The organism is Tolypothrix bouteillei VB521301 (assembly GCF_000760695.4).
In the GTDB taxonomy this organism is placed as follows: domain Bacteria; phylum Cyanobacteriota; class Cyanobacteriia; order Cyanobacteriales; family Nostocaceae; genus Scytonema; species Scytonema bouteillei_A.
Genome location: NZ_JHEG04000001.1, coordinates 4,830,178 through 4,845,460 on the forward strand (window position 1 = coordinate 4,830,178; position 15,283 = coordinate 4,845,460).

Here is a 15,283-nt window from a genome sequence, read left to right on the forward strand (position 1 = left end):
GCTTTTATGCACTCACCAATCTCTACTGGATAAATGCTTGGTACTGCTTATCGCTGCGAATCTTGTTAAAATCCGGGTCAGTTTTTGCTAATTTTTTATACTTCCCAGGATAAAGATTGACAGCTTTTTGCAAGTTTTCCAAAGCTAGTTTAGCATTACTTTGCAAAGCGTAAGCACAAGCTTTGTTATAGTAAGCTTCGTGCTGGTTTGGCTGAATTGCAATCGCTCGATCGTAGGATGCTATGGCTTCTTTGTAGCGTTGCAGTTTTGTTAGAGCTATGCCTTTGTTGATCCATGCTTCATGTTTGTCTGGTTTGATGGCAATTGCTTTATCGTAGGATGCTATGGCTTCTTTATATCGCTTCAAAGCACTGAGGACATTGCCTTTATTGAACCATGCTTCATGTTTGTTAGGTTGGATAGCAATTGCTTTGTTGTAAGATGCTATGGCTTCTCGATACTGGTGCAAAGAGTTGAAGGCATTACCTCTGTTATTCCAAGCTTGAGCACTTTCCGGTTTAATCAATATCGCTTTGTCGTAAGCTGCGATCGCATCTTTGTAGCGTTGCGCGTTAAACCAACTATTGCCTTGATGAAAATAATCTTCTGCCTGTTGATTGTGGTTTACTTCCGTTAGCAGTTGGGAAACATTAACTTCTTTTACGGCTTGGTTGCTATATACTCCTGGTGATTTTGTATCATTACAACCAAACAACAATAAAATTGCGAACAAGCCAGTTGCTTGAAACAAGCGCCTATGAACCATGCGTTAGTAGATAACTTACAACTACGATCCTAAACAAGATGGTTTTATCAAAAAGTATAAAGCTGTACCGATATTCTACAGGAAATATGAAATAGCTTTCTTGACAAAGCTTTTACAGGAAACAATTTTGGAAAAATGAATTTAAATCAGACTGTATCACATATCACTCTATAGCTATTCTATTGCATTTGTCAAATATTATGTTAGTTGTAACGGGCAATACCCACTGCATGAGTCTTATAGTTGGTATTGCCCACCCAACTGAACTAATTCCCGATTGCGGAGGTTGCTTCTGGTGCGATCTCGCGATTACGATGAAACCACTGTTGCATCGGGACTTGCTAGTGCCAAAATATAAACATGTCGATTGAATCAAACTCCAACTCATCTAAAGCCCACTCACAAGACTCCCACTTAGAAGACATCTTACAGCCAGATGATTTTGATGATGGGAGAGCTGAAAATCCCTTGTTCCCCAGTGAACTTGCTACCCAGCAGGCTCTAGCCGCAATTTCATCCCAACAATCCCCGCAAAGAATATCTACGCTGCAACAGTTACGTTCCGCTGTCAGCGGACGCACTCCGAGCCATGTAGCAGTAAAACCCAGAGCCCTGTTGCTTATACTCGTCGCGATCGCGATCGTAATTATTGGAATTGCCATCAACAACTCAATTGTTGGTGCGTGCGGAATCCTGATAGCTCTACTTCTATCCCTAGCGGTGCTGTTACCTGCAGTAGAAATGGCGATCAAACAGTGGTTTTCAGCACAAGAGCGAGCCATATTTGTTGCATTTTTGGGAGTGATGGCAGCCATAATTGGTACAGTCAAGTTTAGCGGTTTTGGGGAGCGACTTCTCAATTGGGGACGCAAAATTAACTGGGAGGCTTCTGGGACACTCGCAGAGTGGTTTGGTGCGTTGGGACAAATTCTCATCGCTATTATCGCGGTATATGTTGCTTGGCGACAGTACGTAATTTCTAAAGACCTAACGATTCAGCAAAACTTTCTCACCATTCAGCAAAATATCATTACCCAACAGCAGACAATTGACTCATATTTCCAAGGCATTTCTGACTTAGTATTGGATGAAGAAGGATTATTAGAAGATTGGCCACAAGAAAGAGCGATCGCAGAAGGTAGAACTGCTGCTATTTTAAGTAGTGTTGATGGAAGCGGTAAAGCAAAAATCCTGCGCTTTCTCTCACGGTCTAGACTGTTGACACCTCTGAAACGCGATCGTCGATTGGGTAGACCGATTCTAAATGGCGTTGGTGGTTATGCTGAAGACCGACTTGAGGGCGTGCGCGTTATTGATTTGGGCGTCATGCTAGCAGGAGCAGACCTTGCTGGGACCGATTTGCGGTGGACTGACTTATCTGAAGTCAATTTTGTGCGTGCTGACCTCAGTAATTGCGATTTGGTAAAAGCCAACCTATCCCGCACTATCTTATATGAAACAAATCTGATTGGTGCTGACCTCAACGGGACTCGCTTGTTCTACGGTTCTGTAGAGAAAGCATCACCGCGCAGCCGTACCGAACCACCCGATTATGAAACTGGCGAATATACTGGTGCTGTTGTAGAAAATGCTGATTTCACCGATGCTCAAAGGATGGCTGAATCTGCACGATACTATTGCTGCGCCTGGGGCGGTGAAAAAACAAGAAACACAATTCCCGGTGGTTGCGAAGGAATTCCAAATAAATTGGGGAGATGATGGTGGTTGGTGGTTAGTAGCTACTAACAACTAACCACTATCAACTAACAACTAACCATTAAGAAAAAACTTCCCCTTCCGGTAAAGTGAGAATTTCAACACCGTCTTCTGTCACAGCCAAAGTATGCTCGCATTGAGCGCTAAGTTTGCGATCGCGTGTCAGTGCTGTCCAACCATCGCTTAAAACTTCCACTTCCCAAGTTCCTTCGTTAATCATGGGTTCGATTGTAAAAACCATACCCTGTCTGAGACGTTTTCCTTTTCCACGAGTCCCGTAATGAGGAATCTCCGGTGCGGTATGAAAAATGTTACTGATACCGTGTCCTACAAAGTCTCGCACCACAGAAAAACCCTGTGATTCTGCATACTCTTGAATAGCAGCCCCAATATCTCCGATGTACGCCCCCGGTTTAACTTCCTTTATACCTCGGCGACGGCACTCTCTTGTCACCTCTACTAACTTTTTAGCCATGGGGGAAGGTGTACCGACCAAAAATGTCTCAGATGTATCTCCGTGGTAACCATCGACAATGAGCGTCACATCAATATTAATGATGTCACCATCGCGAAGAATTTGCTTGGCACTGGGAATACCATGACAAACCACTTCATTAATACTCGTACATATAGATTTGGGATAACCTTTATAACCCAGGGGGGCGCTTTTTGCTCCATGAGCTTGCGTCCAACGTTCTGCTTCGTCGTTTAGCTCTAAAGTGCTAACCCCCGGTTTAACCATTGGTTCGAGGTGACGCAACAGTTCGGCTGCTAAGCGCCCAGCCTTCCGCATTTTTTCTAGTTCTCGGCTAGATAATAAAACAATTGTTTTGCTGTTGTTCATAAAATTTAGTATAAGATACTGGGTAGTCTTAAGGACTGTAAGGTGGGCATTGCAAACCACGTGAGATGATTGGTAGGCAATACCGATCCTCCATACAGTTTCAACATCAAATAAGCGGTTAATAGATATAAATAGCTATTAGCCGCTCATTTGAAGGTGAGAACCAACGATCATAGTACCGATACCAACATCAGTAAAAATTTCCAGGAGTAATGAGTGGGGAATGCGACCATCAATTATATGTGCTGCTTTCACTCCTTGTGCGAGAGAACGGACGCAGCAATTGACTTTTGGGATCATTCCACCACTGACTACATCCATTGCGATGAGTTCTCTAGCTTCTTGAATGTCCACTTTCGGAATCAGGGTAGAAGGATCTTTGTAATCTTTCAAAATCCCTCGCGTATCAGTTAGCAATATTAACTTTTCTGCGCCCAATGCAGCTGCGATCTCTCCTGCTACAGTATCGGCGTTAATGTTATATGGCTGTCCTGTTTCGTCTGCTGCAACGCTAGACACTACCGGGATATAGCCATTGTTAACGAGTGTTTCCAAGATTTTTATATTAACATTGTTCACTTCTCCCACAAAGCCAATGCCTTCATCACCTTGAGGACGTGCTTTGATTAAATTACCATCTTTGCCGCACAACCCCACAGCTGAACCACCTGCTTGATTGATTAAAGCGACAATTTCTTTATTAACTCGACCGACTAACACCATCTCCACAACATCCATTGTGGGAGCGTCTGTCACTCGCAAACCATTTTTAAATTGAGCCTCGATTCCCAGTTTATCCAGCCAACTGTTGATCTCCGGTCCTCCACCATGTACCAAAATGGGTCGCAAACCCACACAAGATAAAAAGACTATGTCGCGAATCACTTTATCTTTGAGATTGCTGTCTTTCATAGCTGCACCACCATATTTAACAACAATGGTGCGACCGATAAATTGTTGAATGTAGGGTAGTGCTTCGCTTAGCACTTGTACGCGGGTGGCTGCATCTTGCTTAATATACTCAGTTTGGCTGACTGTCATAGACACTTCGCGGGCAGTTACTGACGTTACATATAAATTTACATCGTGAAAATACTAGCTATACAAAAATTAATATTAATCAATATTCAGCTATATATCTTCACCCTTCTGTTGGTTTTAAAACACTGGGAATCTCATTTAAGACTCGTATAGCAATTTGCTCTGGTGTTTCTCCTTCACTGACAGTAATTCTCAAATCAGCTTGTGAGTAAAGATGTTGTCTTTGTTCGAGGAGCGATCGCAGTTTCCCTTGGAGATCGCTATTCTGTAAAAGGGGTCTAGTCGTATCCTCCGCCAAACGGGCGTAGAGAATTTCGACAGGTACATCCAACCAGACAATTAAACCATGGTGAAGGTAACTCCAGTTTTGCTGTCTTAAGACAATACCTCCACCTGTTGCGATCGCAAGCTTAGTGAAAGAACACACTTGCGCCAAAACCTCAGTTTCCAATTGGCGAAACCCGGATTCTCCTTCATCTTGAAACAGCTGAGTTATGGTTTTACCACCTGCGGTCTCAATGACGGTGTCGATATCCACAAATCCGTAGCCCAAATGTTGCGCCAGTACTTGTCCTACAGTAGATTTCCCCGCCCCCATCATACCAATCAGGTATAGGTTGACTCCTTTTAATAAGTTATTTGTCATGGAAGTTGTGAGTTGTTAGTCGTTAGTTGTTGCTCTTGAAAGCCAACCACTAACCAATAACTATAGCAGTTTAAATGAAATATAAGAATAAGAGTGAAGACTGCTAATAGCTAATTGCTTTTTGACCATTAGCTATTAGCCATTAACTATTAGCAATCCATTTTTTTTACAAATGATATAGGATTGCTATATTAACCAATTTACTCTAAAGATTGAGATTTTAGACGCAGTTCTCGAATGTAGTTTTTTATTTGGTTCTCCAAGATTGTATAATTCATTAGCAGAAGATCTCCTGTTTCCCCAAAGGTTTGTAAATTTTCCTCAATTAATCGTTCGCCAATATATTCCATCAAGACAGGAATTTGAGAAAAACTCGCCGCTTTTTTTTCAATCAAAGAACGTTTCTGCAATAACTCGATAGCTTCTAGAATTAATCTCTGAGACACGCGAGGAACAAGCTCTCTCTGCAACTTACGAACTGACACAAAGTCTTGGCTTAAAGCCAACCAATACATAATCAACTTTTCCAAGTCAGACAAACGATTAAATTGTCTATCTAAAATAGCGCGAATATCTCCAAAAACGACTGTATCCTGTTCTAAAAAACTGTTGATACTACCATCAAATAATTCTTCAATTGCTGTTGCAACTAATTTAATAAATAAGGGATTACCTGCATACAAATTGATTAAAGTTTTGCATTCTTCCTCTTGGGAAGTCATTAAACCTTTAGCTTGGAGTATATTCTTGCTCTCTCCATAACTTAAGCCTGTTAATTTGAAGCAACGAACAGGTAACAATTTTCCTTCAAGCACTGAAATTTCTTGGGGTTTTTCTCGACTGGTGACAACCAAACAGCTTTGATGCTGGGAGTCTCCTACTCTTCTGAGAATTTCTCCATAAATCTCGTATCCCTGACAATAACTAATATGAGGTAGAAGATAGTCTAAAGAATGGTCTTTATTGAATGGAGCGATCGCTCTTGAAAGAGATGGCTCGTTAATATTGATATATCGACTGTATAAAATAGAATCAAAATTATCTAAGACAATGAGACATCGAGAAGAACGCAAACAATCGAGCAATTGAGAAATACGTATTTCTAAGGTTTCTGTAGGTTTGATTTCTCGCTCGGGTGATAAAATTCGTAGGAGTTGATTGAGGAGAGTGTCAGGAGATGGATTGAGATGTAGCGATCGCCAAATTACATATTCAAACTTCTCCTTCAAGTGTTCTGCTAGCTTGACAGAAAAAGCTGTTTTTCCAACGCCAGACATACCCAAAATCATCACTAAACGACAGCGTTCTCCATCAATCCATTGCTCGAGTTGAGAAACTTCTGTTCTCCTTCCATAGAACAAACTCACATCAGGCGCTTCACCCCAATCTTCTATGGGTGCTGACCTTATATCTATAGAAGCAATCTCTTGTTTTGTATTTATTTCTGGTTGACTACCAATAGGACTCGATGGAACCCGTGCTTTTTTATAACCTGCTTTTTCTAGCAATTGAGTGACACGGCTCCAATTTTTTACTTTAATGAAGTGTCCTGCTTGGTTGGTCAGCATTTCCTCTATATACTTATACAAACCATTGGAAAGATACACTCTAACAGTACTGCTACTACGACTTTGATACACGGTATTGGCGATTTCTGCGGGACTAAAACCGCAAAGTAAACCTCTCAAGAATTTTTTTTCAACGGGTGTTAGGGATTTTCCTTTCACCAAACCTAAATCTACATAAAGCTTTTCGAGTTCCCAAACATTTTTAGCTTCTATAAATTCTTCTTCTATCTGACTTGAACTGTGAAAGGTCATTAGCGTAATTTTAGATACCAAACTTTTATATCATACTGAATTTTATATAAAGCCAAATTAAATAAACGATAAATTTATAGCGAAATTAATAACATTCGTTAGGTGACTTGTAATTATTCCTTAGGTATCTTTAGGCTTAACAGAAAGTTTATAGAAATTGAGTGAAACTTTATCTTGACTTTATCGGTCAACATCAGCAAGCGTAACGGAACTCACTAAGTTAGGGGGAAATTACGTGTTTGTGCAGCACCGTGTTTCTACCAACACAGTGTTTTTGCCTCAGCAAGCCGTTGCTGCAAGCTCGAACAGACAAGTCAGGTGTTTTTTTCAAGGTGTAAAGTATGACTCATTATTTGACGAAATCCACAAAAACTCTGCTCGTAGAAGAGTTGAAGCACAAAGCCATTGCATATCCTACCTAAATCAACTCGTATATATAAGTGTGTTTTATGTGTGGTCTTTAGAGGTTTCAACCATGACTCGGATTAGAGATGTTGTAAAAAAGGCTTTAGCCACCGGTTATCTTACCGTTGAAGCAGAAAATCAACTGCGACAGCTGCTGACAACTCGGTACGATTTAGAGGACTTTAACGCTTTCATGACTTTACAAGAAGCTGCTATGACGGGAGTTGTCAAGCAAGAATCCCGCGAACGTTGCAATCTTGTGTAGAGATGCACGTTACCATGCACTCGTCACAAGTTAGCGCCGAGGAGACTTATCCTCATCCTCAAATTCATCATCCAAAAACCCCCACTCATCCTCCTCTGTAGGTTCAGGCTTGGGTGGTTGATAGGGGGGGATGATAACCCGGTAGTCCGCATCGTAAACGGATTCTGTTTTTCCCACACCAGAATTTTTTGGTTCGCGGTAGCTATAGGAATAGGATGAATCGGTTTTTGGGTTGTCTTGCGGTGCTGAAGAGCGATCGTAGGTATTAGAATCTCTGACTTGGGTTTTTTGGGAATCAGACTTGTTAAACTCCCAATCCTGATAAAGTCCGCTACCTGTTTCCCAGTCATCAACAGTGTCAGTGGTTTGGGATTCTCGCTCCCCAGAAGACGGAGGATTTGGCGGACGAGATGTTGGTTCTTCAACGCGAGTTTTGTTCCGACGTGGTTGTTCGGGAGACGATCGCAAAGGAGTTTGGCGCTGTCCCCCAACAGAACCAGATAAGTTAAACAAAATATTCAATAAGATAGTTGTAAATCCACCAGCAAATGTGCTAAATAAAATCCAAATTGCCAGTGGTAATGGTTGCGATCTCACACCTAAAAACACAAGCGGTAGAACGGGAGACCAATTTTGTAGGAGTAGCAGCGTAATTCCTCCAAGTACTGCTACTAATAGAATTAAGCGAATAAGTGCCATAGTAATTAGGAAAGGATAAAGAATAAAGGATAAAGGATAAAGTATGAAGGATAAAATTTCATCATTCATCATTCATCATTCATCCTTTAATTAATGACCTTGCCACCGTTGAATTGGGATGCAGTCAATATCTAGCTGATCCAAAGCACGGGCGACAACAAAGTCAACTAAATCTTCGATAGTTTGGGGCTTGTGATACCAAGCGGGAATAGCAGGAACAATTCTGACGCCAACTTCTGCTAAAGCTGTTAAGTTACGTAGGTGAATCAAACTCAAAGGAGTTTCACGCGGAACAACAACCAGTTTCCGACCTTCTTTAAGTTGGACATCCGCCGCACGTTCCAATAAATCTGAACTCATACCAGCCGCTAGCTTTGCTACAGTACTCATGCTACAGGGAATAACGATCATTCCTTGAGTGCGAAACGAACCACTAGCAATGTTAGCGCCGACATCACTCCAATGATGACAGTGCAATTTCCCGGATTGTGCGACAAGGGCTTGCTGTCGCCAAAATTGTTCTTGCTGAAGGGCTTCTACTGGCATGCGAATATTTTGCTCGGATTGCCAAACCATGTAAGTTGATTTGGAAGCCACTAATTCAATTTCAAAGTCAGCTTCGAGCAAAAATTTTAGAGCACGAACAGTATAAATTAGACCGGATGCTCCTGTTACGCCTATTATGAGAGGTTTTGTAGGGTTTGACACGCTTAAAAAGGGCTAATTGCTAATTGCTAATTGCTAATTGTTAATGGCTAATGGCTAGTAGTACCATTAGCCATTAGCCATTAGCTATTCTTTCTATTCATCATCAGCATAGGGATCTAAGTCATCGGGTTCAAGATCGTCGTGGCGCATATACATACCGGGATCTTCGCCATTCATATCCTTACCCATAACTGCACCATCGCTACCGACAGTCACTAAATCAATTTGTTGGCGGTAATAGTCAACACTCTTGACCTGTACGGCTACGCGATCGCCCAATCTGTAGGAAGCCCGATTCTTGCGACCAAACAGCGCTTGTTGTCTGGCGCGATATTCATACCAATCGTCTTTGAGAGAACTTACGTGAACCAGCCCTTCTACCCGTAAAGGAACTCGCGTATTTCCGCTTTCTGACTCGGTGGGTGGAACTTCGATTTCTACAAAGAACCCGTAGGATTGAACCCCGGTGATGACACCAGTGAAAACTTCACCAATGCGTTGTTTCATCAGCGAAGCTCTTTGCAAACCAGCCAGATCGGTTTCCGCTTCTTGAACTTCTTTTTCGCGATCGTTAAGCTGAACAATAATTCTCATCAATTCACTTTGCAATTCACTTTGCAATTCTGGTGGAAGAACGTTCCAGTTAATTTCGCCGTGACTTGATGAGTGGCGAAGGTTGACCCGATCTTTCACGCGAGTGTTGCGGCGATCGCGCCCGTGTTCGATCAATGCGTAAAAGACCCTTTGCATTACCAAATCTGGATAACGCCGCAAGGGAGAAGTGAAATGGGTATACTCTGGTAACGCCAAACCAAAATGAGCACCTTTGGTTGTACTGTAGGTAGCTTGCTTGAGAGTGTCTTGTAATAAGTAAGTTAAAACTTGCTCGGATGACGATTCTGCAAATACCCTAGTCAGCTGTTGGTAATCGAGAGGTTGAATTTCTACTTCCGGTTCGAGGGACAGTTCAACGCCCAAGTTCATTGCCAATTTCAGCATCTCTTGAACATCTTCGGGATCGGGCGCACCTTGGACTCGCCAAATAGCAGGAACTCCAAGAGCGTTCAAATGAGTTGCGATCAATTGATTTACCAGTAATGTATACTCTGTGAGTAAAGCTCGCACGGGTAAATCGTTGGTGACCGCACACCCCAAAGTCCCTTCATCACAGTATGGGTTTTGATTGGGTGGTAGATTCAATTGCAAACAACCGCGATTGAGGCGTACCTTTTTCAATAATTGCCGTACAGTTTCCAGTTCTTGAACGATTTGGACAGTACCGCTATTTGTTTTCGTGGATTTGTTGGCGAGAATAGTTTCTGCCTCGGATTCACTCAGTGAGGTATCGACTTTAACAACGGTAGGCTGAATTTCCCAATCTTCTATTTCTCCCGATTGTGCATCAATCGTAATTAGAAAAGAAAGCGCTAATCGGTCAACTCCAGGTAATAAAGAACACCGTTCGCCGACCACTTCTGGGAACATGGGCAGTACTAAATTACCAAGATACACCGAACGCCCGCGCTTGAGTGCTTCCCGGTCAAGAATTTCTTCTGGTTGAATGTAATGGGTAGCATCGGCAATGTGAAAGCCCAATCGCCAATTGCCCTCATTATTTTTTTCCAGAGAAAAGGCGTTTTCTACAAATTTGGAATCACCATTATTGGGAACTATGCTAAATGCAAACTTTTGGCGCAAGTCCAAACGATTTTTTAAATCTGCTTTCAGCAGCTTTTTAGGTAATTTTGAGGCTGCTTCCTGAATGGGGTCTGGAAAACTACGAGCCAGATCGTGTTTGCAGGTGACTAAATCTATGTCGGCTGCTGCTTCCGCATCGCTACCCAAAATTTGTACGACTCTACCCAAAGGTGGATATTGGGCTAACGGATAACGCAAAACCTCTACATGAGCCAGGTGATCGATGGCTTGTTCGAGTTGATTGTTATTGATGAGCAGTTTCAGTTCAAAAAGCAATCTATCGTCTAAAGGTACGGCGCGGTAGCCCCCTTCTACCTGCTTGATCCGTGCTAATAAAGTGTGATTTGACCGTTCTAGGATGAGCTTAACTTCTCCTTCTGGCGATCGCCTCCGACTACCTTCTTTAAGAACTTTGACCAAAACGCGATCGCCATTCCAAGCATTGCTCAGATGACTTTCACGAATGTAGATGTCTTCTGCGCCTTCTACATCCTGAATCGCAAAACAAAAACCTTTGCTGGAACAGCGAAGTTTGGCTTCAATCACCCCCTCTTCCGAGATACGGCGGTACTTACCTCGTTCTTTGGCCAAAATCCCAATTCTTTCAAGTACTTCCAAGGCGATGTGAAGTCTTTCTAAACTGGGTTCATCTTCGCAACCAAGTTTCTTTTCTAACAGTTTACGAGCGACCAATTTATCATCAGTAAAATTGGCGAGAAGTGTAGCGATTGAAAATTCCATGCAGTGAACCGACCTTTGGTCAAAACGTCATTTGTTGTTTATCTGGTTCGCGTGCTGTGTACCCTCACGACTACAGACACTAGCCGGAAACGAATTGCCCATAATAAAGGGGACCACAGGAGCATTTCAGAGTTTAGTGGTAAGAAAGGTTCCTTAACTCCAGTCAATCTTCAAAAGTACGCCCGTTTAGTGTTTTGCCCCCTCGGTAATTACGCAACGGGTTTTTATATAAGACGCACTTTGGAGAACTCTCCACGCTGCCCAAAAGCACTGTTTAGGGAAACCGCAGGTGTTAGATTGTCTTAAGTGAAGGTTCTTTTACGCCACTAGACTCTGTTTTTTAACTAGGAGAAACTGCCGACAAATCTAATTGACCCATATGTAGGATCGGAAACAATTAGGCCAGCAGCTTAACGAGCTGTGAGGACGAACCATTACTACATTATTGTAGATATAGAGTGTGCTCGCAGAAAATAGTACTAGAACACCAATTCAGTAATTATGGTAGCATTCTCAGTAAAATTATTTAAGAATAACCAGCAGCAGCCAAAAAATTAGCCGAATAACCTGAACGGGTAGCGGGCGGCAATGGGCTTGAGAATTGAATCGCTTTAAATAATGCCCCAGAATCCATGCCTTTTTTTTCAAGTATTAATACTGTTTTAAAATCGATCGAGCCCTGAGAGCATATGATAATGTATACGGGTTGGGTGCATTTGTACTAGCGAACATCGGTTTGAACAAAAATGTTGAGTGCAGTACCCATCTATAATTAAGTAGATTTAGGTGGGGGAGAGTTCAATAAGTTGTTTCCAACCCCTTTATTAAACAGAGCAAGATTTGGTGAGAGCATTATGTTGGCTCAATTTCAGAGCAAGTACCCCCAAGGCAATCTCATTACTGAATTAGTGCAAATTTATAATGGCAAGTACATTGTCCGCGCAAGCGTACAGATTGATGGCACTACTCGCGCCACCGGTATGGCAGCAGCAGAAATTTTAGAGGATGCAGAAGATAAAGCGAGAACTCGAGCGCTGATGGTTTTAGGAATAACAGACATCCCTCAAGGAGCAACAGTTATTTCCCCAGAACCAACCAAGCAGGTTCCGCCCAATATATCCCCAGTAACTTCTAATGGATTGAATGAGCCAGCTTCTTCCGTTGTGCTGAACTCTCATCCTCAAACAGAAGCACCTGCAACTCCCTCAACTTCAGTTGTTTCAGCACCAGTAGCCGCAAAGGAGACAAAACAACAAAGTTATAGCGATCGCTTGACGGCGGCTGAAAACTCACAAACTCATTTTGAGACCAAAACTCCAGATATTGGCGATCGCTTTGCCAAAACTCACGCCTCAAAAACTCAGATGAAGGCTGAAACTCCAGATATTGGCGATCGCTTTGCTACAACTCACGCCTCGGAAACTCAGATGAAGGCTGAAACTCCAGATATTGGCGATCGCTTTGCTACAACTCACGCCTCGGAAACTCATTTTGAGACCAAAACTTCCGAGTCTGGCGAATTTATTCCTGCTATTCCTACCATTCCTGCTATTCCGACTATTAATAAACAGGAAATTCCATTTTCCAAAACTCAAGAGAGTCACGGTGAATTTGCCACAATTAACAAGCAAGAAGAACAATTTGATGCTGCATTAGACAATTTTGATATATTGTCACCTAGCACCACTGAGAACAACGCTTTTTCTGGCGTTCCCAACAATGTAACGCCATTTCCTTCACGCAGTTCCAACTTGCAAGAGGAGATGACGACACAAGCAACAACAAGCAAGCGCAAAAAAAAGGCAGAACCAGTGGATCACTCGGATGATATTGCCAAAATTAGTGGTGAAATGCAGCGATTGGGTTGGAACACAGACCAAGGGCGCGAGTATTTGGTCAAAACTTACGGGAAGCGATCGCGTCACTTACTGACTCAAGAAGAATTAAAGGATTTCTTAAAATACTTGGAGTCACAGCCTACACCCATAGACCCGTTAGCTGGGTTTTGAGAGGGTCATTTTGACCTTACCCCCAACCCCGATTCACTTCATCCCCTCTCGTTCCCAGGCTGAGCTTGGGAATGACTTTCGGGAGGCTTCGCCTCCCGGAAGCAACAAAACCATAATATTGCTATGGAATCTCTAGGTTTAACTGAAATATTTGCCAATATTGCTAGCGAATTACTACGGTTGCAACGGACAGAAGAACTCGAACGAGATTATCTTATACGAACCTATGGGAAAAGATCGCGTTATCTGTTAACTCAAAAAGAGTTATTAGAATTTCTTGAGTATTTGAACACCCAACCTACTCCAAATGTTTCTTCTCAAAGATCCTTTAAATTAGGATACGATGAAGATATCTATGCTTTTAAACAACCTACCAATACCATTGACCTTGTTGGTAGAACTAGTGTAGAAATGCACCGCATCCAATGGACAGAAGAACTTGGGCGAGATTATCTTATCAGGACTTACGGCAAGCGATCGCGCCATTTACTAACTGAAGAAGAATTTCTTGATTTTCTCAGCTACTTGGAATCTCAACCTACGCATTCGAGTAACAATCTTATTGCTGATCACCGGGGGGAAGCCCAGATTGTGGAGCTCGTCGCCAAAGTTGATTTGGAAATACAACGTTTGGGTTGGACAACACAAAAGCAGCGAGAATATCTTCTGAAAATCTATGGTAAGTATTCTCTATATTTATTTACACAAGAACAATTGCAGGATTTTCTGAATTATTTAAAGTCTTTACCTGCATCTTCAGATTAAATTATTGGAGGCGGAGCCTCTAGAAAGGCATTCCCAGGCTCAGCCTGGGAAAGAGATCGCTACAAGGTATTCTGTAGTAAAGCCACTGGAGCGAGGTCAAAAGCTAAGACGTTTCTGATTACTGATTGACGACGGCTATTGGGCGACTACCAGCAGAGTGGCGATCGATCACTTGGTCGATTAAACCATAGTCTTTAGCTTCATGAGGTGACATAAAGAAATCTCTTTCTGTATCCTCAGTAATCTTTTCTAATGGTTGACCCGTATGCTCTGCTAAATATTCATTTAGCTTGCGCTTGTGGTAAAGGATTTCCCGTGCTTGAATTTCAATATCAGTTGCTTGTCCTTGAGCACCACCCAAAGGTTGGTGAATCATAATTCGGGAATGAGGTAAACTCATCCGCTTACCTTTTGTACCAGCACTGAGGAGGAAAGCGCCCATACTCGCCGCCAATCCGGTACAAATTGTACAGATATCTGGGCGGATGTGCTTCATAGTATCATACATACCCATTCCCGCCGTTACCGAACCACCAGGAGAGTTGATGTACATATATATATCTTTCTCCGAGTCCTCTGCGTCTAAAAACAGCAGTTGGGCAACAATCAAGTTAGCCACAGTATCATCGATCTGCTGTCCTAAAAAGATGATGCGCTCGCGTAACAGACGTGAGTAGATATCAAAGGCGCGTTCGCCACGACCTGATTGTTCTATAACAATTGGAATCATGAAAGCTGGTTGTACTTATTTTACGTATATTCTATCGATTGCAACGCCCGATGGTTGTCCTAAAACCCGAACCTTATCACCTGAGCGCTAACTACCAGTCACTAATCATTAAGCTTGTTAGTATTTTTACAGGGACTTTTCCGGAATAGAATTACCATTACGAGTAGATACATAATACAGGGTGCATTTGGTTAACAAACTAAAGAAGAACCGCCATCCCCCCAAAGCCAGAGGAGCCCGCCATGCTCGAAAAACTTTTGCAAGCCGCTGTTATCACCTTCTTACTGCACCTCATTGCAGGTCTTAGCCCAAATAGTATCATTGAGACAAAGGTAGAACAACCTTCAACAGTCGCTCCAGTGCCCATTGCAAATGCACTGCCTGCTTCTGCACGATAATAATGCCAAGGTAGGTAGAGCAGACACTGACT

At 42.5% G+C, this 15,283-nt stretch carries 14 protein-coding genes; 5 read left to right on the forward strand and 9 right to left on the reverse strand.

The genetic code is table 11. The features are described 5' to 3' along the window. Positions 1-22: 22 nt before the first annotated feature. Complete coding sequence (locus tag HC643_RS19385) at positions 23-766, reverse strand: tetratricopeptide repeat protein (protein ID WP_050045965.1); 744 nt, start codon at positions 764-766, stop codon at positions 23-25. A gap of 360 nt (positions 767-1,126) precedes the next feature. Here HC643_RS19385 and HC643_RS19390 point away from each other — a divergent pair, with 360 nt between their 5' ends. Beyond that, complete coding sequence (locus tag HC643_RS19390; protein WP_038075040.1) at positions 1,127-2,485, forward strand: pentapeptide repeat-containing protein; 1,359 nt, start codon at positions 1,127-1,129, stop codon at positions 2,483-2,485. A 58-nt stretch (positions 2,486-2,543) separates the two neighbouring features. Here HC643_RS19390 and map read toward each other — a convergent pair whose 3' ends face one another. The 4 genes from map to HC643_RS19410 all read right to left on the reverse strand — a co-directional run bounded on the left by map (position 2,544) and on the right by HC643_RS19410 (position 6,833). Beyond that, positions 2,544-3,326 carry a type I methionyl aminopeptidase gene (map, locus tag HC643_RS19395; RefSeq protein ID WP_038075042.1) on the reverse strand — a complete coding sequence of 261 codons (783 nt, stop codon included), beginning with the start codon at positions 3,324-3,326 and terminating at the stop codon, positions 2,544-2,546. Positions 3,327-3,464: 138 nt separating this feature from the next. Next, positions 3,465-4,367, reverse strand: a complete 903-nt coding sequence (gene argB / locus HC643_RS19400) for an acetylglutamate kinase (RefSeq protein WP_038075045.1) — start codon at positions 4,365-4,367, stop codon at positions 3,465-3,467. Between the two features lie 100 nt (positions 4,368-4,467). Continuing rightward, complete coding sequence (locus HC643_RS19405; protein ID WP_038075047.1) at positions 4,468-5,013, reverse strand: shikimate kinase; 546 nt, start codon at positions 5,011-5,013, stop codon at positions 4,468-4,470. A gap of 200 nt (positions 5,014-5,213) precedes the next feature. Continuing rightward, complete coding sequence (locus HC643_RS19410) at positions 5,214-6,833, reverse strand: NB-ARC domain-containing protein (RefSeq protein WP_038075050.1); 1,620 nt, start codon at positions 6,831-6,833, stop codon at positions 5,214-5,216. Between the two features lie 475 nt (positions 6,834-7,308). Between HC643_RS19410 and HC643_RS19415 the strand changes: the two genes are divergently transcribed. Further along, positions 7,309-7,503, forward strand: a complete 195-nt coding sequence (locus HC643_RS19415; RefSeq protein WP_038075116.1) for a hypothetical protein — start codon at positions 7,309-7,311, stop codon at positions 7,501-7,503. A gap of 30 nt (positions 7,504-7,533) precedes the next feature. Here HC643_RS19415 and HC643_RS19420 read toward each other — a convergent pair whose 3' ends face one another. The 3 genes from HC643_RS19420 to HC643_RS19430 all read right to left on the reverse strand — a co-directional run bounded on the left by HC643_RS19420 (position 7,534) and on the right by HC643_RS19430 (position 11,349). Beyond that, positions 7,534-8,202 carry a hypothetical protein gene (locus HC643_RS19420; protein ID WP_038075119.1) on the reverse strand — a complete coding sequence of 223 codons (669 nt, stop codon included), beginning with the start codon at positions 8,200-8,202 and terminating at the stop codon, positions 7,534-7,536. Between the two features lie 90 nt (positions 8,203-8,292). After that, positions 8,293-8,910 (reverse strand): flavin prenyltransferase UbiX, encoded by a 618-nt coding sequence (locus HC643_RS19425; RefSeq protein WP_038075052.1) that lies wholly within the window; start codon positions 8,908-8,910, stop codon positions 8,293-8,295. Between the two features lie 93 nt (positions 8,911-9,003). Next, positions 9,004-11,349, reverse strand: coding sequence for a ribonuclease R family protein (locus tag HC643_RS19430; RefSeq protein WP_038075055.1), 2,346 nt, complete (start codon positions 11,347-11,349; stop codon positions 9,004-9,006). A gap of 854 nt (positions 11,350-12,203) precedes the next feature. Here HC643_RS19430 and HC643_RS41435 point away from each other — a divergent pair. Continuing rightward, positions 12,204-13,358, forward strand: coding sequence for a hypothetical protein (locus HC643_RS41435; protein WP_237265902.1), 1,155 nt, complete (start codon positions 12,204-12,206; stop codon positions 13,356-13,358). A gap of 123 nt (positions 13,359-13,481) precedes the next feature. Continuing rightward, positions 13,482-14,123 carry a hypothetical protein gene (locus HC643_RS19445; RefSeq protein WP_038075059.1) on the forward strand — a complete coding sequence of 214 codons (642 nt, stop codon included), beginning with the start codon at positions 13,482-13,484 and terminating at the stop codon, positions 14,121-14,123. A 118-nt stretch (positions 14,124-14,241) separates the two neighbouring features. Here the strand turns inward: HC643_RS19445 and clpP are convergent, their stop codons facing one another. Continuing rightward, the gene (clpP, locus tag HC643_RS19450; protein WP_038075061.1) at positions 14,242-14,853 is read right to left on the reverse strand and encodes an ATP-dependent Clp endopeptidase proteolytic subunit ClpP; all 612 of its coding nucleotides are present in this window, start codon (positions 14,851-14,853) and stop codon (positions 14,242-14,244) included. Positions 14,854-15,095: 242 nt separating this feature from the next. On the opposite strand from clpP, the gene HC643_RS19455 reads away from it, so the two are divergent. Further along, positions 15,096-15,251: a hypothetical protein gene (locus HC643_RS19455; RefSeq protein ID WP_167844713.1), complete on the forward strand. Its 156-nt coding sequence runs from the start codon at positions 15,096-15,098 to the stop codon at positions 15,249-15,251. The last annotated feature ends 32 nt before the right edge of the window (positions 15,252-15,283 follow it).

Coding starts and splice junctions, on each gene's coding strand:
- argB (WP_038075045.1), bottom strand. CDS start 4,367: ATGACAGTCAGCCAAACTGAGTATATTAAGCAAGATGCAGCCACCCGC.
- HC643_RS19455 (WP_167844713.1), top strand. CDS start 15,096: ATGCTCGAAAAACTTTTGCAAGCCGCTGTTATCACCTTCTTACTGCAC.
- HC643_RS19385 (WP_050045965.1), bottom strand. CDS start 766: ATGGTTCATAGGCGCTTGTTTCAAGCAACTGGCTTGTTCGCAATTTTA.
- map (WP_038075042.1), bottom strand. CDS start 3,326: ATGAACAACAGCAAAACAATTGTTTTATTATCTAGCCGAGAACTAGAA.
- HC643_RS19415 (WP_038075116.1), top strand. CDS start 7,309: ATGACTCGGATTAGAGATGTTGTAAAAAAGGCTTTAGCCACCGGTTAT.
- HC643_RS19420 (WP_038075119.1), bottom strand. CDS start 8,202: ATGGCACTTATTCGCTTAATTCTATTAGTAGCAGTACTTGGAGGAATT.
- HC643_RS19405 (WP_038075047.1), bottom strand. CDS start 5,013: ATGACAAATAACTTATTAAAAGGAGTCAACCTATACCTGATTGGTATG.
- HC643_RS19410 (WP_038075050.1), bottom strand. CDS start 6,833: ATGACCTTTCACAGTTCAAGTCAGATAGAAGAAGAATTTATAGAAGCT.
- HC643_RS41435 (WP_237265902.1), top strand. CDS start 12,204: ATGTTGGCTCAATTTCAGAGCAAGTACCCCCAAGGCAATCTCATTACT.
- clpP (WP_038075061.1), bottom strand. CDS start 14,853: ATGATTCCAATTGTTATAGAACAATCAGGTCGTGGCGAACGCGCCTTT.
- HC643_RS19390 (WP_038075040.1), top strand. CDS start 1,127: ATGTCGATTGAATCAAACTCCAACTCATCTAAAGCCCACTCACAAGAC.
- HC643_RS19445 (WP_038075059.1), top strand. CDS start 13,482: ATGGAATCTCTAGGTTTAACTGAAATATTTGCCAATATTGCTAGCGAA.
- HC643_RS19430 (WP_038075055.1), bottom strand. CDS start 11,349: ATGGAATTTTCAATCGCTACACTTCTCGCCAATTTTACTGATGATAAA.